The sequence below is a fragment of the Lampropedia cohaerens genome, from assembly GCF_001005215.1.
Lineage (GTDB): Bacteria > Pseudomonadota > Gammaproteobacteria > Burkholderiales > Burkholderiaceae_C > Lampropedia > Lampropedia cohaerens.
The window spans coordinates 72,629-96,726 of the sequence record NZ_LBNQ01000040.1 but is presented as its reverse complement, the minus strand read 5'-3'; the positions used below and the strand labels follow the sequence as shown (position 1 = coordinate 96,726).

Annotated in this window: 17 protein-coding genes, 1 tRNA gene and 1 pseudogene; 13 read left to right on the top strand and 6 right to left on the bottom strand. The window is 63.4% G+C overall.

Annotation, left to right across the window (positions count from 1 at the left end; all coding sequences use genetic code 11):
• Nucleotides 1-52 precede the first annotated feature (52 nt).
• The 3 genes from rpoZ to AAV94_RS13110 form a co-directional block, all read right to left on the bottom strand.
• The gene (rpoZ, locus tag AAV94_RS13120; RefSeq protein ID WP_046742657.1) at nucleotides 53-256 is read right to left on the bottom strand and encodes a DNA-directed RNA polymerase subunit omega; all 204 of its coding nucleotides are present in this window, start codon (nucleotides 254-256) and stop codon (nucleotides 53-55) included.
• A 101-nt stretch (nucleotides 257-357) separates the two neighbouring features.
• The gene (gene gmk, locus AAV94_RS13115; protein WP_046742713.1) at nucleotides 358-1,008 is read right to left on the bottom strand and encodes a guanylate kinase; all 651 of its coding nucleotides are present in this window, start codon (nucleotides 1,006-1,008) and stop codon (nucleotides 358-360) included.
• A gap of 92 nt (nucleotides 1,009-1,100) precedes the next feature.
• Nucleotides 1,101-2,012, bottom strand: coding sequence for a YicC/YloC family endoribonuclease (locus tag AAV94_RS13110; protein WP_156454446.1), 912 nt, complete (start codon nucleotides 2,010-2,012; stop codon nucleotides 1,101-1,103).
• Between the two features lie 94 nt (nucleotides 2,013-2,106).
• Here AAV94_RS13110 and AAV94_RS13105 point away from each other — a divergent pair, with 94 nt between their 5' ends.
• The 6 genes from AAV94_RS13105 to mqo all read left to right on the top strand — a co-directional run bounded on the left by AAV94_RS13105 (nucleotide 2,107) and on the right by mqo (nucleotide 9,040).
• Nucleotides 2,107-3,117, top strand: a complete 1,011-nt coding sequence (locus tag AAV94_RS13105; RefSeq protein WP_046742655.1) for a serine/threonine protein kinase — start codon at nucleotides 2,107-2,109, stop codon at nucleotides 3,115-3,117.
• Nucleotides 3,118-3,137: 20 nt separating this feature from the next.
• Nucleotides 3,138-4,010, top strand: a complete 873-nt coding sequence (locus AAV94_RS13100) for a PP2C family protein-serine/threonine phosphatase (RefSeq protein ID WP_046742654.1) — start codon at nucleotides 3,138-3,140, stop codon at nucleotides 4,008-4,010.
• Between the two features lie 94 nt (nucleotides 4,011-4,104).
• On the top strand, nucleotides 4,105-4,848 hold the full coding sequence (rph, locus tag AAV94_RS13095) for a ribonuclease PH (protein WP_046742653.1): 744 nt from the start codon (nucleotides 4,105-4,107) through the stop codon (nucleotides 4,846-4,848).
• Between the two features lie 20 nt (nucleotides 4,849-4,868).
• Nucleotides 4,869-5,477: an RdgB/HAM1 family non-canonical purine NTP pyrophosphatase gene (rdgB, locus tag AAV94_RS13090; protein ID WP_046742652.1), complete on the top strand. Its 609-nt coding sequence runs from the start codon at nucleotides 4,869-4,871 to the stop codon at nucleotides 5,475-5,477.
• A 151-nt stretch (nucleotides 5,478-5,628) separates the two neighbouring features.
• Nucleotides 5,629-7,017, top strand: a complete 1,389-nt coding sequence (locus tag AAV94_RS13085; RefSeq protein WP_046742651.1) for a TolC family outer membrane protein — start codon at nucleotides 5,629-5,631, stop codon at nucleotides 7,015-7,017.
• Nucleotides 7,018-7,324: 307 nt separating this feature from the next.
• On the top strand, nucleotides 7,325-9,040 hold the full coding sequence (gene mqo / locus AAV94_RS13080) for a malate dehydrogenase (quinone) (RefSeq protein ID WP_046742650.1): 1,716 nt from the start codon (nucleotides 7,325-7,327) through the stop codon (nucleotides 9,038-9,040).
• 115 nt (nucleotides 9,041-9,155) lie between these two features.
• Here the strand turns inward: mqo and dbpA are convergent.
• Nucleotides 9,156-10,492, bottom strand: a pseudogene (gene dbpA / locus AAV94_RS15315) (ATP-dependent RNA helicase DbpA).
• A 228-nt stretch (nucleotides 10,493-10,720) separates the two neighbouring features.
• Between dbpA and AAV94_RS13070 the strand changes: the two are divergent.
• Nucleotides 10,721-12,205: a SulP family inorganic anion transporter gene (locus AAV94_RS13070; RefSeq protein WP_197408073.1), complete on the top strand. Its 1,485-nt coding sequence runs from the start codon at nucleotides 10,721-10,723 to the stop codon at nucleotides 12,203-12,205.
• A gap of 283 nt (nucleotides 12,206-12,488) precedes the next feature.
• On the opposite strand, the gene uvrA is transcribed toward AAV94_RS13070, so the two are convergent.
• Nucleotides 12,489-18,350, bottom strand: coding sequence for an excinuclease ABC subunit UvrA (uvrA, locus tag AAV94_RS13065; protein ID WP_046742649.1), 5,862 nt, complete (start codon nucleotides 18,348-18,350; stop codon nucleotides 12,489-12,491).
• Between the two features lie 155 nt (nucleotides 18,351-18,505).
• Nucleotides 18,506-18,592: transfer RNA gene (locus AAV94_RS13060), tRNA-Leu, on the bottom strand.
• 41 nt (nucleotides 18,593-18,633) lie between these two features.
• Here AAV94_RS13060 and cysM point away from each other — a divergent pair.
• The 6 genes from cysM (at nucleotide 18,634) to AAV94_RS13030 (ending at nucleotide 24,080) form a co-directional block, all read left to right on the top strand.
• Nucleotides 18,634-19,536 (top strand): cysteine synthase CysM, encoded by a 903-nt coding sequence (gene cysM, locus AAV94_RS13055; protein WP_046742648.1) that lies wholly within the window; start codon nucleotides 18,634-18,636, stop codon nucleotides 19,534-19,536.
• 33 nt (nucleotides 19,537-19,569) lie between these two features.
• Nucleotides 19,570-20,118, top strand: coding sequence for an NUDIX hydrolase (locus tag AAV94_RS13050; protein ID WP_046742647.1), 549 nt, complete (start codon nucleotides 19,570-19,572; stop codon nucleotides 20,116-20,118).
• A gap of 9 nt (nucleotides 20,119-20,127) precedes the next feature.
• Nucleotides 20,128-20,370, top strand: a complete 243-nt coding sequence (locus AAV94_RS13045) for a sulfurtransferase TusA family protein (RefSeq protein WP_046742646.1) — start codon at nucleotides 20,128-20,130, stop codon at nucleotides 20,368-20,370.
• A 51-nt stretch (nucleotides 20,371-20,421) separates the two neighbouring features.
• Nucleotides 20,422-21,303 (top strand): DMT family transporter, encoded by an 882-nt coding sequence (locus AAV94_RS13040; protein ID WP_231731430.1) that lies wholly within the window; start codon nucleotides 20,422-20,424, stop codon nucleotides 21,301-21,303.
• 256 nt (nucleotides 21,304-21,559) lie between these two features.
• Entirely contained in the window at nucleotides 21,560-22,678 is a 1,119-nt protein-coding gene (locus tag AAV94_RS13035; RefSeq protein WP_046742644.1) for a high-affinity branched-chain amino acid ABC transporter substrate-binding protein, read from the top strand.
• 289 nt (nucleotides 22,679-22,967) lie between these two features.
• Nucleotides 22,968-24,080, top strand: a complete 1,113-nt coding sequence (locus AAV94_RS13030) for a high-affinity branched-chain amino acid ABC transporter substrate-binding protein (RefSeq protein WP_046742711.1) — start codon at nucleotides 22,968-22,970, stop codon at nucleotides 24,078-24,080.
• The last annotated feature ends 18 nt before the right edge of the window (nucleotides 24,081-24,098 follow it).

Sequence of the window (24,098 nt, the reverse complement as noted above, 5' to 3'; positions counted from 1 at the left end):
CGAGGAAATTCCGCCAGAAGGCCGCGGGCCATGTCCACCGGGGCACACCGCGTCACAGCGGCACGCGTCGGAGCATTTCGAGACCGACCTTGCCTGCCGCGATCTCGCGCAGCGCCGTCACGGCGGCCTTGTTATTGGTTTCGACCTTGGGCGCATGTCCCTGGTTGATCATGCGGGCCCGGTAGGTCGCGGCCAGCACCAGCTGGAAACGGTTAGGAATCTGCTTGAGACAATCTTCTACGGTGATGCGTGCCATGAGAAATCCTGCTCGGGCCCTGCAGGCCCGATGAAATAAAACGAAAAAGCGCTTACGCGCATAACCAGCGCCAAGCGCACGCCCCGCCGCCCCTTCACGCTTCAGGCGATACCAAGCGCCGCGAACACGTCGCGCCTTGCCCGACGCTGGGCCGCATAGCGCAGCCGCTGCGCCTGCACAATGCTCTTGAGGTCAAAGAGCGCACGCTCGAAAACCTCGTTAATTATAACGAAGTCGAACTTCTCGGCCTGCGCCATCTCGACGCTGGCATTGCGCATGCGCAGGTCGATAACGTCGGGGCGGTCCTCCCCGCGGCGCTCCAGCCGCGCGCGCAACTCCTCCAGACTGGGCGGCAGAATAAAGATCAGCACCGCATTGGAAAACACCCGCCGCACCTGCATGGCCCCCTGGAAATCGATTTCCAGCACGACATCGCCCCCTTGCGCGATGCGATCGGCCACCGCTCGCTTGGCCGTTCCATAGCGGTTGCCATGCACGTTGGCCCACTCCAGAAAGGCATCATTGGCCACCATGTCGTCAAACTCCGCATCGGAGATGAAAAAGTACTCACGGCCATGTTTTTCCTGGCCGCGTGGTGCGCGCGTGGTGTGCGAGACCGTGGGTGCCACACGCGTATCCAGCTCCAGCAACGCCTTGACCAGGCTGGACTTGCCTGCCCCACTTGGAGCGGCCACGACGAAGAGATTGCCCGGATAGTCGGCTTCACCGGCGGACACAAGAGAATCACGCATAAAGAAAAGTAGGCCTGCGGCCTGCACGTAGATTTCGGTTGGCGAATAAGGAAAGGCAGGTGTGCGCCGGCGAACGCCTTGCGCACGCCGAGTCATTCGATGTTCTGGACCTGCTCGCGCATTTGCTCGATCAACACCTTCATTTCCATGCTGATGCGACTGAGCTCCAACAATGCGGATTTGCTGCCCAGCGTGTTGGCTTCGCGATGCAACTCCTGCATCAGGAAGTCCAGTCGCTTGCCCACTGCTCCACCCTGACCAAGCAGATGCTCAACCTCATCAAGATGCGCCGTCAGACGGGCCAGTTCCTCGGCCACGTCGATGCGAATGGCAAAGGCCGTCGCTTCCGTCAATGCCCGCTGCTGCGCTTCGCGCTCCTCGACCGGAGGAGTGCCATTCGCATCACTGGCACTGGCCAGCGCCTCTTTCCAGCGCTCGAGGAACCGCTCGCGCTGTTGCTCAACCAGACGAGGCACGAGCGGCGCCGCCTTGGCGACCCATTCGCGCAACGCATCCACCTTCTCGAGCAAAATGGCCTTGAGGCGCGCGCCTTCACTGGCGCGTGCGTGCTTGAGGGCGGCGATGGCCTGCATCACAGCACGCTCCAACTCCGGCGTCCACTCCAGCCCGTGCTCCTGCGGCGCTCGGCTCTGCAGCCACTGCAACGCCTCTGCCACCGACAGTGCCCGGGCGTCGGGCAGCCAGTTCTGCACCTGCGTCTGTATCCAGTGCAACTGTTGCAGTGCCCGGACATCGAGTGCGCCGGCCCCCGCCCCCGTCTCGCGCAAGGCCACGCGCAATTCCACCTTGCCGCGCTGGAGCTGCTCGGCAAGGCTCTGGCGCAGCTTGCCTTCCAGTGGCTTGAAGGCATCCGGCACTTTCAGTACCAGGTCCAGGAACCGACTGTTGACCGAACGCAACTCCAGCATCAGCACACTGGCACCGTCACCTGCGCCCAGCGCAGCCTGCACGGAGGCATACCCGGTCATACTGTAAACTGTCATATACAAGAGATTCGAGCTGTAACCACTCGACGGGCCATCCAAAGCGGCTATTATCACCGCACATTTCCGCTCAACCGAGACTACACGCGCCGCGATGGCCACTTCCTCGCCTTCTCCATCTGGCCCGGCCGCCAAGTCCAAGCCGGCGGCGCTGCCGCCCAACACCATGGTCGGTGGATACCGCCTGTTGCACCGGATTTCCTCAGGCGGATTCGGCGTTGTGTATTACGCGGTCGACCCTAACGGACATCCCGTGGCCATCAAGGAATATCTGCCCAGCTCGCTGGTCACGCGCGAGGCCGGGCAACTGGTGCCACAGGTACCGCCGGAGAAGATGTCTCTGTACCGGCTGGGGCTGAAAAGCTTCTTCGAGGAAGGCCGCTCGCTGGCGCAGATCTCGCATGCCTCGGTGGTGAGCGTGCTCAACTTCTTTCGCGAGAACGAAACGGTCTACATGGTGATGAATCACCTGGAGGGCGCCACCTTGCAGGAGTACATCGTCACCGCGCGCAATCCGGACAGCCGCAAGGTGTTTCGCGAAGCGACCATCCGCTCGCTGTTCGACGAGATCCTGCGCGGCCTGCGTATCGTGCACCAGCACAAGATGCTGCATCTGGACATCAAACCGGCCAATATTTTCATCACCGATGATGACCGCGCCGTGATGATCGACTTCGGCGCCGCACGCGAGGTGCTTTCCAAGGAAGGCAACTTCGTGCGTCCCATGTATACCCCAGGCTTTGCCGCGCCAGAGATGTACAAGCGCGATGGCGCGCTAGGCCCGTGGACGGACATTTACGCCATCGGCGCCTGCATCTACGCCTGCATGCTGGGCGTGCCGCCCAACGACGTGCCGCAGCGCAATGAGAAGGACCGGCTGGCGCTGGCGCTCAGCCGCGTGCGCAACATCTATTCGGACAATCTGATCCAGGTCGTCGAATGGTGCATGGCCATGGATCCGCTGGCGCGTCCGCAGTCGGTGTTCACGCTCCAGAAGGAGCTTGCCCGCGAATCCGAGCTGCGCTATTCCAAAATGAGCATGGCAGAGAAGATGCGCATGCAGATCAGCGCGCTGGTGACCGGCGGCAAGCGTGAGCCTGGCTGACGCGCATCCTGAACATCCCCATGAAATTCTCCGTATTCCAGACCAGCCACCAGGGCGGTCGCGCCCGCAACGAGGACCGCATGGGCTACTGCCACACGGCCGACTCTGCGCTGTTCATCCTTGCCGACGGCATGGGCGGCCATCCGGAAGGAGAAATGGCCGCGCAGATTGCCCTGCAGACCATTGCGGCGCTGTTCAGGCGGCAGGCGCAGCCGATGCTGGAAGACGTAGCGCATTTTCTCGAGTCCGGATTGCTGATGGCGCACCGCCAGATCCTGCGCTACGCCATCGACAAAGGCATGCCGGACTCGCCACGCACCACGCTGGTCGCCGCCGTCATTCAGCAGGGCATGCTGCAGTGGATCCATTGCGGCGACTCACGCCTGTACGTCATGCGCAACGGCGCGCTGGTCACGCGCACCCGTGACCACTCGTACTCCGAACTGCGCGAATCCGTGTTGACCAAGGTTGGCGAGATCAACCGCAACGTGCTCTTTACATGCCTGGGCTCGCCCGCGCGCCCCATCTATGACCTGGGTGAGGCGCGGCCGCTCGCGCGTCACGACCGCATCCTGCTGTGCTCTGATGGCCTCTGGGGGCCGCTGGACGACGAGGCCATCGTCGCCGGCATCTACCAGGGCGAGGTGCGTGAAAGTGCCGTCGCGCTGGTCGAGCATGCCTATCAGATGGCCGGCAGACACAGCGATAACATCACCGTCATTGCGCTGGAATGGCTTGAAGAAGCCAGCAAGCGCCCCACCCCGCCGCCTGAGCTGGATGATGACTTTTCCGATGTTGAGGAGTTCACCACCACAATTTCCGGTAACCTGCTTGATGATCTCGACATCGAACGCAGCCTGGCCGACATCAACAAGGCCTTGAACCGGCGCTAGCTCGGGAATGTTCATGCCGCTGCGCGGCAGCGGTGTTCACATTGACTGCTGCCCCGACCACTGCGCGGCTGTTGCCACCTTTTTAGCTACATTCATGATCCCTTTTGACAACACCCCTTTCCAGCGCACCGCAGCGCGCACTGCCACGGCCCTTCGCCCTACCACGATCGAACGTCAGTACACCCGTTATGCCGAGGGCTCGGTACTCATCAGCGCCGGCCACACCAAAGTGCTGTGCACCGCGTCCGTCGAAGAACGTGTGCCGCCTCACAAGAAGGGCACCGGCGAAGGCTGGGTCACGGCCGAATACGGCATGCTGCCGCGTGCCACCCACACGCGTGGCGCGCGTGAGGCCGCCAAGGGCAAGCAGTCCGGCCGCACACAGGAAATCCAGCGGCTGATCGGCCGCTCGCTGCGCGCGGTATTCGATCTGCAGGCACTGGGCGAACGAACCCTGCACCTTGACTGTGACGTGCTGCAGGCCGATGGCGGCACCCGCACGGCCGCCATTACCGGCGCATGGGTCGCGGCGTACGACGCCGTCCAGTGGCTGTTGGCCCAGGGGCTCATCCAGCAATCGCCGATCCGCGAGGCCGTGGCCGCCACGTCGGTGGGCATTGTCCAGGGCCAGGCGCTACTGGACCTGGAGTACGTGGAGGATTCGGCCTGCGACACCGACATGAACGTCGTGATGACCGAGTCCGGCAACTTCGTCGAAGTCCAGGGCACGGCCGAGGGCGCGGCGTTTTCACGCGCGCAGATGAATGCCCTGCTCGATCTGGCCGATGCCGGCATCCGTGAGCTGATTGCGCTGCAGCGCAGCGCGCTTGGCCTTTGAACCCGTTCCCAGACCCTCTCATGCGCATCGTCCTCGCATCCAACAACCGTGGCAAGCTGCACGAGCTGCAAGCCCTTTTCGCGCCGCTGGGCGTCACCCTTGTGGCACAGGGGGAGCTTTTTACCGGCGAGGCTGAAGAGCCCTACCATACATTCGTTGAAAACGCGCTGGCCAAGGCGCGCTTTGCCGCCAGCCACACCGGCCTGCCTGCCATCGCCGACGACGCCGGCCTGTGTGTGCGTGCCTTCAATGGCCTGCCCGGCGTACAGACCGCCTACTACAGCCTGCAATTTGGCTATCCCAAGGGCGACGCCTACAACGTCCGCGCACTGCTTGAGCAGATGCAGCATGTGCGGGACCGCCGCGCCTACATGGTCAGCACCCTCGTTGGCGTGCGCCACGCGGAGGACCCTGAACCCCTGATCGCCGTTGGCAAGGTCAGTGTTGACATCGCGACCGCACCGCGCGGCAGCAACGGCTTCGGTTTCGACCCCGTATTGTGCGTTCCAGAACTGGGAAAAACCTTCGCCGAACTGACCGAGGAAACCAAGAACCAGTACAGCCATCGCGGCCGATCGTCTCGGCAAATGCTGGAGCTGGTGCGCAGCTACTGGCTGCCGGAGCAATGAAAACGAAAGCAGCCGTGGCAGCCACTTGGCATACAGCTCCATTCGTGGGGTGACGCATTGAGAGGCGGCTATGATAGGTGCGCATCATCTACCCTGGCACATTGCCAGCGTCGCGCACGCCTCCCATTGCTCCTGCTTGTCCGACACAGCCATGGCTTTTCACCTGCCCTTTCGTTCTGCCGTGCTCACCGCCCTTGTGGCAAGCAGCGTCCTTGCCCTGCCCTGCGTCCAGGCGCAAAGCCTGACCGCGCTCGTTGAAGCCGCCAGCGGCTACGACGCCCAATGGCGCGCTGCGCTGGCCGAGCGCGAAGCGGCTGCCAGGCGCAGCGATCAGGCCCGCGCCCCGTTATTGCCGCAGCTCGGCGTCGGTGCAGAGCTCTCCCGTGCGCAGACGCGCAGCCACACGGACCTTGCCGACGCGCGACACACCGGAACGACTCGCAGTATTGCCATCGAGGCGTCGCAGGCACTGTACCGACCCACCGACCGCCTGCAGTACGCGCAGAGCCAGCGCGCAATCGCGCTGGCCCAGCACCAACTCGACGCCGCAGCACAAGCGTTGATCGTGCGGGTCGCGCAGGCTTATTTCGAGGTACTTGCGGCCGAGGACACACTGACGTTCGTCAAGGCCCAAAAAGCTGCAGTGCAAGAGCAGCTAGCAGCTGCACAGCGCAATTTCGAGGTCGGCAACGCCACCATTACCGACACGCGCGAAGCCCAGGCGCGCTTTGATCTCATTCACGCCCAGGAGATCGCCGCCGCCAATGACCTGGAAATCAAGAAGCTGGCGTTGGACCAGACCGTGGGCATAGTGCAGGCACGCCCGTGGCGACTGCGCGAGAATGCGGAGCTTCCTCCTCTTACGCCTTCCAGCGTACTGGACTGGACCGCCGCGGCCGAGCGTGACCAACCCCAGATCCAGCGCGCGCTCGTCGCGCTTGATATCGCCCGCATGGAAACCGAAAAGGCACGCACTGGCCACTTGCCCACGGTGGATCTGACCGCGCGACTCGGGCAAACCAGCAATCCGGACGGCACACCGAGCAACGCATTGGGCGCACGCAATCGCCAGGCCAGCATCGGCGTGCAGCTCAACCTGCCGCTCTTTACCGGTTTCGCGGTGGAAAACCGTGTACGCGAAACCGTCGCACTAGAAGAGCAAGCGCGGGCGCAGCTCGATGACGTCCGCCGCCAGGTGCTGCAGGCTACGCGCACTGCGTTTTTGGGTCTGCAATCGAGGCTCAGCCAGGTACAGGCATTGGAAGCCGCACAGGCCTCATCGCTGAGCGCCCTTGAGGCCAACCAGCTGGGCTACGAAGTAGGTGTGCGCATCAACCTGGACGTGCTCGACGCCCAGAGCCAGCTGTTCGACACCCGCCGCCAGCTGGCCCAGGCGCGCTATGACGTGCTGCTTACCCACCTGCAACTGGCCCAGGCCAGTGGCACGCTGGACATGGAGGATGTGCGTCGCATCAATGCCCTGCTCGAACCCCGCTCGGGCGACGCCGCCGCAACCGCAGTGGCCGGCGATCAGCGCTAGCGCGCCATCCGCGGCCGTCCTCCGGCCCGTGGCTGCGGTGGACGCTCTATCTAGGATCAATTCTGATACCTTACGAACGGATCTACAGGCCCCGGCAGCCCGTGTATAGGTGAGTACAGCCGCGACCTGCCATTCCACCAAATGCCGTCCGTTACCGCGCCGGAACCGAGTGTCATACCCCATTCAAGCGTTTCAGGAATGTCAAAAACAGCCTACTAATAAGGGAATCCTCTAATTGAAAAAACCAACTTTACGTGTGAAGCAATAATCCCGCCCTTCAGAATTACTTAAGAAATAATAGTCATTCATGGTCGGCAACACACAAAGTCTCGAAAGCATCGCAACCCAAAGTGGCGTCACACGCCGACAGGTGCTGATTGGTGCGGCAGGCGCGGGCGCTGCGCTCCTGGGCTATCAGTACTTCTTTGGCAGCCAGTACCGTGCTGCCAGCGCGGAGAAAATGGTCGACGTGGTGATGATTGGCGGCGGCATCATGAGCGCCACGCTGGGCGCTTACCTGAGCGAGCTTGAGCCAGACTGGAGCATTGAGGTGTTCGAGCGGCTTGATGCGGTGGCCGAGGAAAGCTCCAACGGCTGGAACAACGCCGGCACCGGACATTCGGCCCTGTGCGAGCTGAACTACACACCGATGGACAGGAATGGCAACGTTCAGATTGCCCGTGCGATCGCCATCAACGAGAACTTCCAGATTTCGCGCCAGTTCTGGGCCTATCACGTGGAACAGGGCGTCCTTGGTCACCCACGCGGCTTCATCAACTCCACGCCGCACATGAACATGGTGTTTGGCGAGGAAAACCGCGCCTTCATGGAAAAGCGCGTGGCGGCGCTGCAGGCCTCGCCGCTGTTTGCCGGCATGGAGTACGCCACCGACCACGCTAAGATCGCCGAGTGGGTGCCGATCATGATGGAAGGGCGCGATCCGAATCAGGTCGTCACATCCACGCGCTCGCCGCTGGGCACGGATGTGAACCTGGGCGAGATCACGCGCCAGTTCTTCCAGCATCTGGGCGAGCGCCCGCACTTTCATCTCACCACCGGCTATGAGGTGCGCTCCATTACGCGCAATGACGACGGCACCTGGCGCATCTCCGCGTTCAACATGGAAGATGCCTCGGACATCAAGACGGTCGACACACGCTTTCTGTTCATCGGCGCAGGCGGCGCCGCACTGCCACTGCTGCAGCTGTCCGGCATTCCGGAAGCCAAACAGTACGCAGGCTTTCCCGTCGGCGGCGAATTTCTCGTAACCGAAAAACCGGAAATCGCCTCTCGCCACCTCGCCAAGGTGTATGGTCTTGCCGAGACTGGCTCCCCTCCGATGTCAGTACCGCATTTGGACACCCGCGTGCTGGACGGAAAAAGGGTGCTGCTGTTCGGACCCTTTGCAACATGGTCCAGCAAGTTCCTCAAGAACGGCTCGTACTTCGACCTGATCAAGACCACCACGCCCTCCAACATCATCCCCCAGCTGCAGGTCGGCATCAACGAGTTCTCGCTCGTGACCTATCTGGCACAGCAGCTGCGGCTGGACAAGGCGCAGAAAATGGACATGCTGCGCCAGTACATGCCCGAAGCCAAAGACGAGGACTGGTATCTCTGGGAAGCGGGCCAGCGCGTTCAGATCATCTACAACGATCCAGAAAAAGGCGGCGTGCTCAAGCTCGGCACCGAGGTGGTCATGTCTGCCGACCGCACGGTCTCGGCGCTGCTGGGCGCATCGCCCGGCGGCTCGACCTCGCCGGCGATCATGCTGTCGCTGCTGGAGCGCGCCTTCCCCGACAAGATGCAGACCCCCGCCTGGAGCCAGAAGATCCGGGCGATGATTCCCAGCTATGGCTTCAAGCTTCATGAGCACCCGCAGCTGCTGGCCAAGGTCTGGGCCTCGACAGAAGCCAGCCTGCAACTGGCCATCGCCTCGCCAAGCCTGGAAAACCGCGCTGCAGGCACCGTTCCTGATGAGAACCCTGGGGACGTGCCCAAGGTCTCGGACATCGCGCTATAAGTGACTGCTGCGCGGACTGCGTGCCGCCGCTGATGGAGATACCCACCACGCGCTGGCTGCCCCGCTGCGGCATCCAGCGCGTTTTTCCTGGCGCAGGCGCCAGTGCTCCCAACGCTTATCCGAGCAGGCGTGCCTGCACGCTTTTTCCTTTCACGCGGCCGCCGTTAAGCCTGCTGGCCGCCTGGCTGGCGATGCCACGGGCCACTGCCACGTAGGTGGAAAAGTCATTCACGTTGATCTTGCCGATCTGCTCCTTGGTATAGCCGAAGTCGCGCGTCATCGCACCCAGCACGTCACCGGCGCGGATCTTTTCCTTGCGCCCGCCCGTGATCTGAATGGTGCGCATGGCCGGCAGCAGCGGCGCGGCAGACGCCGGCGGCAGCGCTGCCAGTGAATGCCAGTTCACTTCGCGCCCCTGCTGCACCTCGATGCGGCCAACGGCCCCCATTTCATCCATGCTGGCCAGACACAGTGCCAAGCCCTGGGCGTCACCATGGCCAGTGCGTCCAATGCGGTGGATGTGTACCTGCGCATCGGGCGTAGTGTCGACGTTGATCACGGCCTCCAGATTAGCAATATCCAGCCCGCGCGCGGCCACATCAGTGGCAACCAGCACGCTGCAGCTGCCGTTGGCAAACTGCACCAGCACCTCATCGCGCTCGCGCTGCTCCAGCTCGCCATACAGTGCCAGCGCGCTGATGCCGTGCGCCTGCAGCACCGCGGCCAGATCCCGGCACTGCTGCTTGGTGTTGCAAAAGGCGATCGACGATTCCGGGCGGAAGTGCAGCAGCAGCTGCGTCACCGCGTGCAGGCGCGCCTCCTCCCTGACCTGGTACCAGCGCTAAGCGATCTTATGCGCACTGTGCTGTGCAGCCACCTTGATGGTGTGCGGCTCGCGCATGAACCGCGCGGCCAGCGCTGCGATACCGTCCGGACAGGTCGCGGAAAACAGCAGGGTCTGGCGATCGCTGGGACACTGGCTGGCAACCTGCACGATGTCCCCGTAGAACCCCATGTCCAGCATCCTGTCCGCCTCGTCGAGCACCAGCGTGTTGAGGGCCGCCAGATCGATCGCCCCGCGCGCCAGCAAATCCATGACTCGGCCCGGCGTGCCGACGATGACGTGCGCGCCATGCTCCAGGCTGGCCATCTGGTTGCGTGCGGGCACGCCGCCAAACACCGTTACGATCTTGATGTTCTCCTGCGCCCGCGCCAGACGGCGGATTTCGTTGGCGACCTGGTCTGCCAGTTCCCGCGTCGGGCACAGCACGACTGCACCGCAAACCAGCGCGGATTGAGCCTTGCCAGCAAGGCCATGCCAAAGGCGGCGGTTTTTCCGCTCCCGGTGCTCGCCTGGGCAATAACATCCCTGCCTTGCAATGCCAGTGGCAGGCTGGCCGCCTGGATGGCTGTCATCTGCGTGTAGCCCAGCTGCTGCAGGTTGGCCAGCATGGCTGCGCCAAGCTGTAGTTGCGAGAAAGCGGCCGCATCCGCGCTTGACGCAATGTCTTCTGTGATTGATTTCATGCCGCCATTATCAGCGGGTTGCCATGCAGGGGTCTGAGCACGGTGGTGGTTGCGTGCCGACGCCCTGTGTCCAGAGTCTGCGATCACCGGATGACAACACCGCATTCGCACGCAGCCTGCCGCCGTCCCAAGATTTGAAAAAAGAGTTTGTACATGAACACGATGCATGCGGCTCCCGCCAAACGCCACCCTCCGCAGTCGGCATGGCGCCTCTACTGGCGGGAAACGCTGGCCGGCGTAGTCACCGCGCTGGCGTTGGTGCCGGAGGTCATCTCCTTTTCCGTCGTCTCTGGCGTCGATCCGCAGGCCGCCCTGTATGCCTCCATCACCATGGGGCTGCTGATGTCAATACTGGGCGGGCGCCCCGCAATGGTTACTGCCGCAGCGGGCTCGGTGGCGCTGGTGATCGGGCCGATGACGCGTGCGCACGGCGTGGACTACATCTTCCCTGCCGTCCTGCTGGCGGGCGTCATCCAGGTACTGTTCGGGCTATCGCGCCTGGCCAGTCTGGTGCGTTATGTACCGCGCTCCGTGATGCTGGGCTTCGTCAACGCCCTGGGTATCCTGATCTTCATGGCGCAGGTGCCGCATGTGCTCGACCAAGGCAGCATCGTCCTGGTGGTCTTTGCCGTTGCCCTGTTGCTGACCTGGCTGGTGCCGAAATTCACGACCGCCGTACCTTCCCCCCTGATCGCGATTACTGTTGCCGTTGCGCTGGTAGGCGTAATGGGCTGGCAAGTGCCCACCGTCGCTGACAGCGGCCAGATGGCGCCTGGCCTGTGGCACTTCACGCAGTGGAACGTGCCATTCAGCTGGCAAACCTTCACCATCATCTTGCCTACAGCGCTGAGCATTGCCTTTGTCGGCCTGCTGGAATCGTTGCTGACGGCCCAGCTGGTCGATGAAAAAACCGGCACGCGTTCGGACAAGAACCGCGAGTCCTGGGCCCTGGGTGTTTCCAACATGGCAGCAGGCGCGTATGGCGGGGTGGCGGGCTGCGCCATGATCGGCCAGACCGTGGTCAACATCGACATCGGTCGCGCCCGCACGCGCTTGTCTACCGCGGCCGCGGCACTGACCATGCTGCTGCTGGTCTCAGTACTGAGCGGCCTGCTGGCCATTATTCCCATGGCCAGTCTGGCTGCCGTGATGGTCGTGGTCGCCATCAAGACGGTGGACTGGCAGAGCGTTTCCCCGCGCACTTGGCAGCGCATGCCCTTGCCGGAATCGCTGGCCATGGTCGTCACCGTTGTCATCACGGTATGGTCCGAGAACTTGGCGCTCGGTGTAGGCATCGGCGCGGTGATCGCGCTGATGCTGTTTGCCAGACGGGTCGCCAACGCTACGCTGGTGCAGCGCCAGGCGCCGCAGTCGCCCAACGCCCCGGTGCAATACACTGTCTCCGGCCCCTTGTTCTTCGCCAGCAGCCATGCACTGGCAGAGGAGTTCGACTACGAGGCAGACCAAGGCCGGCCCGTGCGTGTGGACCTGTCCGCCGCACAGATCTGGGACGCCACCACCGTCGCCGCCCTCAACACCGTGGCACGCAACTTCCGCAAACACGGCTGCAGCGTGCATTTCAGTGGCCTCAATGCCCGCAGCCGTTTGCTGCGCAGCCGGTTGAAGAACCATGTGTGATGGAGTGCCCGCTCCACGCGGTCTCGGTCGCTGCGAACCTGCGCAAATTCTTTTTATGCCTTGCACCGCAAGGATGGCAGTGACTTGACACGATGGGGATTTCTTCGCCCGGATCGGTATCGTCTGGCCGCCGCTGGCGTTAATCCACGCGAGCAGTGCCCGCCTCGCACTTGCGCGACGGGCCGCCGGTGTTGCGTGCAGCGGCAACCCAGCACGCAAAGAATTCACGGCTAGGTTCTACCGCCGGCCCTGTCGCCAGAAGCAGCGGCGACAATGAACCGCGCTAGCTGCCTTTCAGGAGGTTGGCAACGGCTACCCCGGTGAATGTCTTCTTCGCCACGACCTCCTCCGGCGTTCCCGCCGCCACGATCTGCCCGCCGTTTTTGCCGCCCTCCGGTCCAAGGTCGATGATCCAGTCGGCCTCGGCGATCACGTCCAGGTCGTGCTCGATGACGATGACGCTGTGGCCTCCATCAACCAGACGGTGCAGCACATGGATGAGTTTTTCCACGTCGGCCATGTGCAGGCCGACCGTCGGTTCGTCCAGCACGTACAGGGTGTGCGGCACCTTGTTGCCACGCCGGGTGACGTCATCACGAACCTTGGTGAGCTCCGTCACCAGCTTGATGCGCTGGGCTTCGCCGCCGGAGAGGGTAGGACTGGGCTGCCCTAGCGTCAAGTAACCCAGGCCCACGTCTCTGAGCAGTTGCAGCGGGTGGGCGATGGTGGGCATGGAGGCAAAGAAATCGACGGCTTCATCCACCTCCATCTTCAGCACGTCACCGATGTTCTTGCCGCGCCAGGTGACGGACAGGGTTTCCGGGTTGAAGCGCGCGCCGTGGCAGACCTCGCAGGGCACTTTCACGTCCGGCAGAAAGCTCATTTCGATGGTGCGCATGCCCTGCCCTTCGCAGGCCGGGCAGCGGCCTTCGCCGGTGTTGAAACTGAAACGGCTGGCGCTGTAGCCTCGCGCCTTGGCTTCGAGCGTATCGGCAAAGAGCTTGCGTACCGTATCCCAGAAGCCGATGTAGGTGGCTGGGCAACTGCGCGGGGTTTTTCCAATGGGCGTCTGGTCCACCTCCAGCACGCGATCAATCGCCTCATAGCCCTCCAGGCCTTTAAGGTGTTGCAGGTACGGCGAGGGGCCGGTCTTCGCCAGGCTTTCGCGCCCGGCGCGGGTGGATTGCTGGCTGACCACGCGTGCCACGTTCTCCAGCAGCACATCGCGCGCCAGCGTGGATTTGCCGGAGCCGGAGACGCCCGTAATCGCCACCAGCCGATGCAGCGGCACCCAGCTGTTGACGTTCTGCAGGTTATGCAGACTGGCGCCTTTGAGCGTCAGCGCCTCCATGCTAGCCGTCACCTTCCGGCGCGCGCTGAACGGATGGCGCATCGCCTCGCGCAGGTATCTGCCCGTCACCGATTCGGCGCTGCGCGCCACGTCCTCGGGCCGGCCTTCGGCCACGATGGTGCCACCGCGCACGCCCGCACCGGGGCCCACGTCGATCAGGTGGTCAGCATGGCGAATGGTCTCCTCATCGTGCTCCACCACCACCAGCGTGTTGCCCTTGTGCGCCAGGGTATGCAGGGCATCGAGCAAAATGCGGTTGTCACGCGCATGCAGGCCAATCGTGGGTTCGTCCAGCACGTAACACACGCCCTGCAGATTGCTGCCCAGTTGCGCCGCCAGCCGGATGCGCTGAGCTTCGCCGCCCGAGAGCGTGGGCGCGCCACGATCCAGCGTCAGGTAGCCTAGGCCGACCTGTTCCAGAAATGCCAGCCGCGCACGAATTTCCGGCAGCAAATCGCGGGCAATGTCAGCCTCGCGGCCTTGCAGCGCAAGCTGCTCCGCCCAGCTGCGAATATCGCTGACCGAAAGCTGTGCAATTTCGGTGATGGCCTTGCCGTGAAAACGCACGGCGCGCGCCGTCGCGTTCAGCCGCGTGCCATGGCAGCTGGGACAGACGGTGTCCCCCACGTCCTCGGCGTCGGGCTCCTCGAAGCTGCGCTCGCGGCCTCGGTTATCGTCCAGCGGAGCGGAGTCGTCCAGCGCCTTGCGCTGCTCGCGCGTGAGCGCCACGCCGGTGCCGACGCAGTCCGGGCACCAGCCATGCTTGCTGTTGTAGGAGAACAGGCGCGGATCCAGCTCGGGGTACGAGGTGCTGCAGATCGGGCAGGCGCGCAGCGTCGAATAGCCGGCCACCACGCCGATGCCCTGACCACCCGTGCCAGCGGCCAGCGCTTCGGACAGGCCCTCCAGCCGACTAATGACCTGCAGCTGCCCCTTGCCATGCTCCAGCGCCGTGGCCACCTGCTCGCGCAGCAGGGCCTCGTTCTCTGGCGTGACGTCGAGGCTGAACACCGGCAGTTCGATGCTGTGCTCCTTGTAGCGATCCAGCTTGGGAAAAGCGGTTGTAGGCACAAACGCACCATCGACGCGCAGATGCGTATGTCCGCGCAGGCGCGCCCATTCCGCCAGTTCGGTGTAAATGCCCTTGCGGCCCACCACCAGCGGTGCCAGCAGGCCAATGTGCTGGCCGCGGTAGTTGCGCAGGATGTGGGCCACGATGCTGTCGGGCGACTGCGGCTGCACCGCCGCGCCGTCGTGGATGCAGTGCTGCACGCCCAGCTTGACGTACAGCAGCCGCAGGTAGTGCCAGACTTCCGTCGCAGTGCCGACGGTGCTCTTGCGCCCGCCACGCGAGAGGCGCTGCTCGATCGCCACGGTGGGCGGTATGCCATGCACTGCATCCACGTCCGGCCGGCTGGCCGGCTGCACGATGGAGCGCGCGTAGGCATTGAGCGACTCCAGGTAGCGCCGCTGGCCTTCGGAAAACAGGATATCGAACGCCAGCGTGGACTTGCCCGAGCCCGAGACGCCGGTGATCACGTTGAACTTGCCGCGCGGAATGGCCACGGACAGGTTCTTGAGATTGTGTTCCCGGGCATTGACGATCTCGATGGCATTGCGACGGGAGCTCGCCGGTGCAGCCGCAGCGTATGCGGCCTGTGGTTCTGCCGCCAGCAGATAGGGCGCATCATTGGCAGCACCGCCTGCCAGCGCCGCGTCGTACTCCCGCAGCGCGGCGGCGGTGAAGGACGTCGGGTGCCGGGCCACCGCATCCGGCGGACCTTCCACGACGATGCGACCGCCGGCATCGCCCGCTTCCGGCCCCAGGTCGATGACCCAGTCGCTGGCACACATCACGTCCAGGTTGTGTTCGATGACGATGAGCGAATGGCCCGCGTCCAGCAACTTTCTGAACGCCCGCATGAGCTTGGCAATGTCATCGAAGTGCAGGCCGGTCGTCGGCTCGTCGAACAGGAACAGCGTGCCCTTGCGGGCGAGCTGCTGCCTGCTCTTGCTGGCCGACTGCGCGGCCTCGGCCAGGAAACCCGCCAGCTTCAGGCGCTGCGCCTCCCCGCCCGAGAGGGTCGGCACAGGCTGCCCCAGCCGCAGGTACTCCAACCCCACATCGGCCAGCGGCTGCAGGGCGCGTACCACGTCGCGGTCCTGCGCGAAAACCTGCAGCGCCTGCTGCACCGTCAGTTCCAGCACGTCGGCAACATTCAGCAGGCGCTCGCCGCGTTCGAGCTGCACCTCGAGAATTTCCGGCCGATAGCGGCTGCCGTCGCATTCCGGGCAGCGCAGATACACATCCGAGAGGAACTGCATCTCCACGTGCTCAAAGCCGCTGCCGCCGCATACCGGGCAGCGGCCGTCGCCACTGTTGAAGCTGAACTTGGCGGCGGTGTAGCCACGCTGCTGTGCCAGCGGGACGATGGCAAAGAGAGTACGGATGGCATCCCACGCGCCGACGTAGCTGGCCGGGTTGGAGCGCGCCGTCTTGCCGATGGGCGACTGGTCGACGAACACCGCATCGGCCAAGTGATCCGTCCCCAGCAGCGCATCATGCGCACCGGGCGTCTCGGTGGCTTTGCCAAACGCGCGCATCAGCGCCGGCGCCAGCACATCCTGGATCAGCGTGGACTTGCCCGAACCCGAAACGCCGGTGACACACACCAAGCGCTCCAGCGGGAATGCGACGTCCACATTCTGCAGGTTGTTGGCACGTGCGCCCTGCAGCAGCAGGCGGGGCGTGCCGGGTTTCACCGCACGGCGCGCCGGGTTGTCGATGCGCTTGCGCCCGCTCAGGTACTCCCCGGTGAGCGTGGCGGCATTGCGCAATGCCGCAGGCGTGCCATCGAAGACGATCTGGCCGCCGCCACTGCCAGGCCGGGGCCCCATGTCGATGACGCGGTCGGCCGCCAGCATCACTGCCGGATCGTGCTCGACCACCACCAGCGTGTTGCCGGCATCGCGCAGGCGCAGCATGGCAAGGTTGATGCGCTGCATGTCACGCGGGTGCAGCCCGATGCTGGGCTCGTCCAGCACGAACAGCGTATTCACCAGCGAGGTGCCCAGTGCCGTCGTCAGGTTGATGCGCTGCACCTCGCCGCCCGACAGCGTACGGCTCTGGCGATCCAGTGTGAGGTAGCCGATGCCGACTTCCACCAGAAAGCGCAGCCGGGTGTTGATCTCCTCGAGCAGCATGCGCGTGGCCTGCGCCTGGGCATCGTGGTCGGCGGTCGCAGGCACGAGCGTCCGCATGAAGGCGTGCAGCTTGCTCAGCGGCATCTGCATCAGGTCGTGCAGGCACAGGCCGGGCAGTGCCTGCAGTGTCTGTTGCGACCATTGCGTGCCGACCGGCTGGAAACGCCGCTGCGGCGGCAGGTGGGCGTCGGCGGCGGCCTTGCTGCCGATGCGCCAGAGCAGACTTTCGGTCTTCAGCCGCGCTCCCGCACAGGCCGGGCAGGTGGTGTAGCTGCGGTACTTGGACAGCAGCACCCGGATGTGCATCTTGTAGGCTTTGCTCTCCAGATACTCGAAGAAGCGCGCAATGCCATACCAGGTCTGGTTCCAGTTGCCGTTCCAGTTCGGGCTGCCATGCAGGACCCAGTCGCGCTGCTCGGGCGTGAGGCGGTTCCACGGCGTATCGCGCGGAATGCCTTCCTTGCCGGCGTAGCGCATCAAGTCATCCTGAATCTCCTTCCACGCCGGCGTCTGGATGGCCTTGATAGCGCCCTGACGCAGGGTCAGCCGATCATTGGGGATGACCAGCCCCCAGTCCACGCCGATCACGCGCCCAAAGCCGCGGCAGGTCTCGCACGCACCCGCTGGCGAGTTGAACGAAAACATCGATGGCGTAGGCTCCTGGTAGCGCAGGTTGCTGGCCGGACTGTGCAGACCCTGCGAGAAATGCAGAACTTCCGATGCCTCGGACGTATCAGCGTCGTCCTGCGCATCCGGCAGCACGTAAATGGCCAGCCGGCCATTGCCGCGCTTGAAGGCCACCTCCAGCGCCTCGACCACCCGCGCCGGCTCGACGCGGCTGAGCCGAAACCGATCCGCCACCACGTCCAGCACCTTGCGCAGCGTGGGCGCGGCCTTGCCAGCTGCGGCCTTCTTCTTCGAGGAGCCGTTTTTGGCCCCGCCTCCGCCGCTCTGCGCGGGCACTTCCACCCAGTGCGCCGCCTGCACCTTGGTAAAGCCACTGGCCGAGAGCCATTGCTGCATCTGCTCGTCGCTGGTGTCGGCCGGCAGCTCCACCGCAAACGTCACGACCAGGCGCGGATCGGTCTTGCCCTCGCCCTGGCCAAAGCGCGCCTGCAAGGCGGCCAGCACGGTCTGCGGCGTATCGTGGTGCACGGGCGCACCGGTGACCCTGTCGAACAGCCGTGCGGTGCGGGCAAACAGCAGCTTGAGATGGTCGTTGAGCTCCGTCATCGTGCCAACGGTGGAGCGGCTGTTGCGCACCGGATTGGTCTGATCGATGGCAATGGCCGGCGGCACGCCATCGACCCTGTCAACGGCGGGCTTGTCCATGCGGTCGAGAAACTGGCGCGCGTAGGCCGAGAACGTCTCGACATAGCGGCGCTGGCCCTCGGCATAGAGGGTGTCAAACACCAGCGACGACTTGCCGCTGCCGCTGGGCCCGGTCACCACCGTCAGCTCGCCAGTCCGAATGTCGAGGTCAAGATTCTTGAGGTTGTGCTGACGCGCGCCGCGAATGCGAATAACGGGTTGCCCGGGCTGCACATCGGCCTGGGCTGCGGACTGTGAGGAACTGGTCTTGGGGGGCATGCGTGGGGAATATGAAGCGGATTCAAAGCCAACAAGCATTGTCCCGCCAAACGCATTCCCACGAAAAAAGGGCGTCCATCCCACAGAGATGAACGCCCTCTTGTTCCTCAGACACTTGGACATCGCGTCCAGGCGCCTGTTTCAAAAATAGAATCTGGTGCCGGAGGCCGGAATCGAACCGGCACGGGTTTTACCCCGGCGGATTTTGAGTCCGCTGCGTCTACCAATTTCACCACTCCGGCGTGAAGTGCGAAGCCGCGCATTATATGGCACATTTACGCCCATGCAATTTCCCACCATTGAAGACGCCATTGGCAACACCCCGCTCGTGGCCCTGCAGCGCATCGACATTGATGCCGTGCGCGCGCGTGGCAACGTCATTCTCGCAAAGCTTGAGGGCAACAACCCGGCCGGCTCCGTCAAGGACCGACCCGCCCTGTCGATGATCCAACGCGCACAGGAGCGTGGGGAGATCAAGCCCGGCGACACGTTGATTGAGCCGACATCCGGCAACACCGGCATTGCGCTGGCCATGGCCGCCGCGATCAAGGGCTATCGCATGATTCTGATCATGCCGGAGGACCTGTCCATTGAGCGCGCGCAGACCATGAAAGCGTTCGGTGCGGAACTGATCCTCACCCCCAAGAGCGGCGGCATGGAGGCCGCGCGTGACCTGGCGGACGCCATGGTGGCCAAGGGTGAAGGCGTGATCCTCAACCAGTTTGCCAACGAGGACAACCCGCGCATCCATTACGAGACGACCGGCCCCGAACTGTGGGAGCAGACCAAGGGCACGATCACGCACTTCGTCAGCGCCATGGGCACGACCGGGACCATCACCGGCGTGTCGCGCTTTCTCAAGAAGAAGAACCCGGACATCCGCATCATCGGCGCGCAGCCTGCCGACGGCGCACGCATTCCCGGCATCCGCAAATGGCCGCAGGCCTATCTGCCCAAGATCTACGATCCCAAGGCCGTCGACGAGCTGGTGTCGGTCACGCAGGACGATGCGGAGAACATGGCGCGGCGCCTGGCGCGCGAGGAAGGTATCTTCGGCGGAATTTCGGCTGCCGGTGCGCTCTGGGTAGCCCTGCAGGTCAGCGCCAGGGTGGAAAATGCCACCATAGTGTTCGTCGTCTGCGATCGCGGTGACCGGTACCTTTCCACCGGCGTGTTTCCCGCCTGAGACAACACGCCACTCGATTGCAGAAAGCTTGTCATGGAATACGAGGCACGTTTTTGCCTGCACTGCGGCACGGCCTTGCAGTGGATCGACTCCCAGGAGGACAGCGGCCTGGTGCAGCGCCTGCGCTGCCCAACCTGCGGCTGGACGCACTGGAACAACCCGACGCCGGTACTGGCGGCCATCGTCGAGTATGAGGGTCATATCCTGCTGGCCCGCAACGCACTGTGGAAGGACCGTTTTTTCGGGCTGATCACAGGTTTCATGGAAGCCGGCGAATCGCCCGAGGAGGGCATCGCGCGCGAAGTCAAGGAAGAAACCAACCTCGATGTGCAGCAGTGCACGCTCATCGACGTGTCAGCCTTCCAGCGCCGCAATCAGGTGCTGATTGCCTACCATACAGTGTGTACGGGCCAGGTGCGGCTTTCCCCCGAGTTGTCGGAGTACCAGCTGATCGCGCCGGCACACGTCAAGGCATGGAACACCGGCACCGGCCGGGCCCTTGAGAAATGGCTACGCATGCAAGGGTACGAACCGGAAATCATCGACCGCAACGCGCAATTGGCGGCCAGCACTAAATCCTGACACAGCGACATGCGTGAACTGCAAGACATAGCGCGCGAGGTAGACGCCACGGGGCTGCGATGCCCGCAACCCATTTTGCGCGCAAAGAAGGCTCTGATGGCGCTGACCAGCGGCCAGCAGCTGCTCGTGCACGCCACCGATTCCGGTTCACTGCAGGACTTTGCAGCATTTGCACGACAGACCGGCAATCCCCTCGTGCAGCAGTGGACCGATGAGGCTGGCGTGCATCACTTTGTGCTACAGCGGCGCTGAACTGGCGCTGCTGCAGCTGCTGCCTCATTCCCTATGCGCTCAAGCATCCTCTTGGCCGACACACGCCTTGGCATTGCGCTGATGCTGGCAGGTGCCACGAGCCTGGCTATTTCCGATGCGCTAGCTAAATTCCTGGGCAGCAGCTATCCGCCGCTGCAATTGCTGTTCATGCGCGCCATGCTGGGCCTGCCAGTAGCCGCCACATTGGTGTTGGCGACATTAGGACCTCAAGGTCTGCGTTCAGTAAATATACGATTGCATCTGGGCCGCGGTGCGGTCAACGTCGGCTCGGCCGTGTGCTTCTACGCTGCCGTCACACGCATTGCGCTAGCGGAAGCCACGGCCATCGCTTTCTGTGCGCCGCTGATCGTCACGGCCGTTGCCGCAGTGCTTTACCGCGAGCGGGTCACCGCCGGTGCCTGGCTAGCTACACTGGCTGGCTTTGCGGGTGTACTGGTGATCGTCAAGCCTGGCTCACAAGGGTTGAATTGGGCCATGCTGCTGCCGCTTGGCACCGCGATTTGCTACGCACTGTTAATGCTTAGCGCCCGCCACATCAAGGCCGGCGAGCACATGTTCACGATGATGTTCTACATCGTTGCTGCGCAGGCACTGTGGTCTGCCCTGCCGCAATGGTGGATATGGCGCCCCGTGGCCGTGCAGGACGTACCGACATTGCTGGGTCTGGCGCTAACCAGCACAGTGGGCCTGGGCTGCCTGACACAGGCCTTCCGTGTGGCCCCGGCATCCATCATCGCCCCGTTTGATTACTGCGCGCTGATCTGGGCAACGCTGCTGGGCTGGTGGTTCTGGCACGAAGTTCCAGCCCCCACCTTCTATGCAGGCGCGCTGCTGATCGTCGCTGCCGGCATCTACATGGCTACCCGCAAGACGCCGGGTGCCCCCAGGCGTTCGCAGGCGCACGACCAGTAGCCCCCCGGCGCGCCGGTGGGCAACCACAGGCTCGCCGCAGGGTGCTTTTGCCACGCCTTTGCAACCAATACCTGTCCCGCAAGCCGTTGGACGGTACTTCCCGCTTGGTTTGGATGTGCATTTTGCGGTACGCTGCAGGTCTGTGCTGCCGTTTTCGGCATGGCGCCTCCTCGCGAGGGAGGATGGGTGCGCATTGCGCCCGTTGCTGGCACCGCGCCGACGGCAGCTTCTCAGGCAATCAACAAGGAGATCCAACATGCAATCCCTTCGCTTTACCGCCGCAGCCCTTGCGGCCGCTGGCTTCATGGCATTTTCGGCAGGAGCACAGGCAGACACGATCAAAATCGCCGTGGTTGGGCCTACCACTGGCGCGCTGACGCAGTATGGCGACATGGTCAAGGAAGGCGTAGACACCGCCGTCGAACAAATCAATGGCGCCGGTGGCGTGCTGGGCAAGCAACTGGAAATCGTGGTCATCGACGATGCCTGTGAACCCAAGCAAGGGCCGGTCGCTGCCAACCGCGTGGTCAACGAAGGTATCGGTTATGTGATTGGTGGCGTCTGCTCCGGCGCGACCATCGCCGCGGCGCCGATATACGACGAGGAAGGCGTGGTCATGGTGACTCCTTCCGCCACCTCGCCCGCGCTGACCGATGGCAACGACTACGAATTCATCTTCCGCACCATCGGTCGTGACGACCAGCAGGGCCCGGCCGCTGCCAAGTACATCATCGAGAAGGTCAAGCCCAAGAAGGTCGCCATCCTGCACGACAAGGCGTCCTATGGCCAGGGTATCGCCGCAGCCGTGCGTGCCGATCTTGAGAAGGCGGGCATTCCGATCGCCTTCTTCGAAGGCATCAATGCCGGTGATACCGACTACTCGGCCGTCATCACCAAGCTGCGTTCGGAGGAAGTCGACTTCGTCTACTTCGGCGGCTACCATCCGGAAATGGGCCTGCTGCTGCGCCAAGCCAGCGAACAAGGCGTCAATGCCCGCTTCATGGGACCGGAGGGGGTCGGCAATCCGGACATCAACGCCATTGCAGGCGACGCCGTGGAGGGCATGCTGGTCACGTTGCCGGCAGATTTCACGCAGGATCCCGCCAACGCCGAGATCGTGAAGGCATTCGAGTCCAAGAACCGCAATCCGAGTGGAGCCTTCCAGCTGACTGCCTACTCCGCCACCCTGGCCATTGCCGAAGGCATCAAGGGCGCGGGAGAGGACGACCCTGCCAAGGTGGCAGCCTTCCTGCACACGGCAAAGATTCCCAGCCCCATCGGCGAGCTGTCCTGGAACGCTGCTGGTGACCTCAACGAGTTCGCCTTCGATATCTTCAACTGGCACAAGGACGGCAGCAAGACCGTCGCCGAGTAACGCATTCAGCAGGGGCAATGCCCCTGCGCACTGCTGGCAGGGCCACCGCCCTGCTTTTTTTTGGCCTTGGTGAGGGCTTCTGGCGCGGAATTTGCTCGAATGCCCGTGAACGCATCGCGCAAACGGTCGCGAGAAAAACTGTGCCGCCGATCAGGGTATTCCTACAAAGACAGCGGCACCGCCAATCCGCACAATACGCCCCATCGTTGTGCATTCAAGGCGCGTGGTCCTTTTCTCGTGCAGTTGTTTGCGCATATGCACCAAATTTGTTCAACAGGAGCCCTTTGTCATGACATTTCACCGGTTCATTCCCGTTTTTGTGGCGGTTGCCGCACTGTGCGTGGGCAGCCTCGCGGCGGCTGCCGAGCCCATCAAAATCGGCATTCCCCAACCGATGACGGGACCGAATAAGCAGTATGGCGACCAGATTCAGGCTGGCGCGCTCACCGCCATCGATACCGTCAATGCGGCAGGCGGCATCAATGGACGCTTGTTGGAGCCCATCCTGATCGATGACGGCTGCGAGCCCAAGCAATCGGTGCCAGCGGCCAATCAGGTAGTGAATTCCGGCGCCAAGTTCGCCGTTGCGCATGCCTGCTCGGGCACCACCATTCCGGCCGTACCGATCTACGAGGACGAACAGATCGTCGCCATTACCCCGGGTGCCACCAACCCCGCGGTGACCGACACCATCAAGCCGCACTTTTTCTTCCGCACGATTGGCCGTGACGACCAGCAGGGGCCGTTTGCGGCCAACTACATCGCCCAGACGCTCAAGCCACAGAGCGTGGCCGTCATCCACGACAAGCAGACCTACGGTGCCGGCGTTGCGACCCAGGTACGCGATGCACTGGAAAAGCTGGGGGTGAAGATCTCGCTGTTCGAGAGCATCAATGTCGGTGACTCGGACTACTCAGCCATTATCACCAAGCTCAAGACGCTCTCGCCGGATCTGGTCTACTTCGGTGGCTACCACCCAGAGCTGGGGCTGCTGCTGCGCCAGGCGCGCGAGCAAGGGCTTGAAGTGCAGTTTATGGGGCCTGAAGGCACCGCCAATCAGGATCTGGTGGCCATCGCCGGAGAAGCCATCGACGGCCTGCTGGTGACGCTGCCCGCAGACTTCACCAAGCGCCCGGAAAATGCCGCCATCGTCAAGGCCTTCCGCGATGCCAACCGCGATCCGGACGGCGCGTTCCAGATGCCGGCCTACGCAGCAGTGGAGCTGATTGTTGCCGGCATCAAGGCCGTTGGCGATGATCCGGTCAAGGTGGCCGACTATCTTCATGCCAACACTTTTGACACTTCGATCGGCAAGGTCGAGTTCGATGAAAAAGGCGATCTGAAGGACTTCGAATTTGCAGTCTACAAGTGGGACAAGGCAGGCGGCAAAACCCAGCTGTGACGCCTGCCTTGCGCTGCT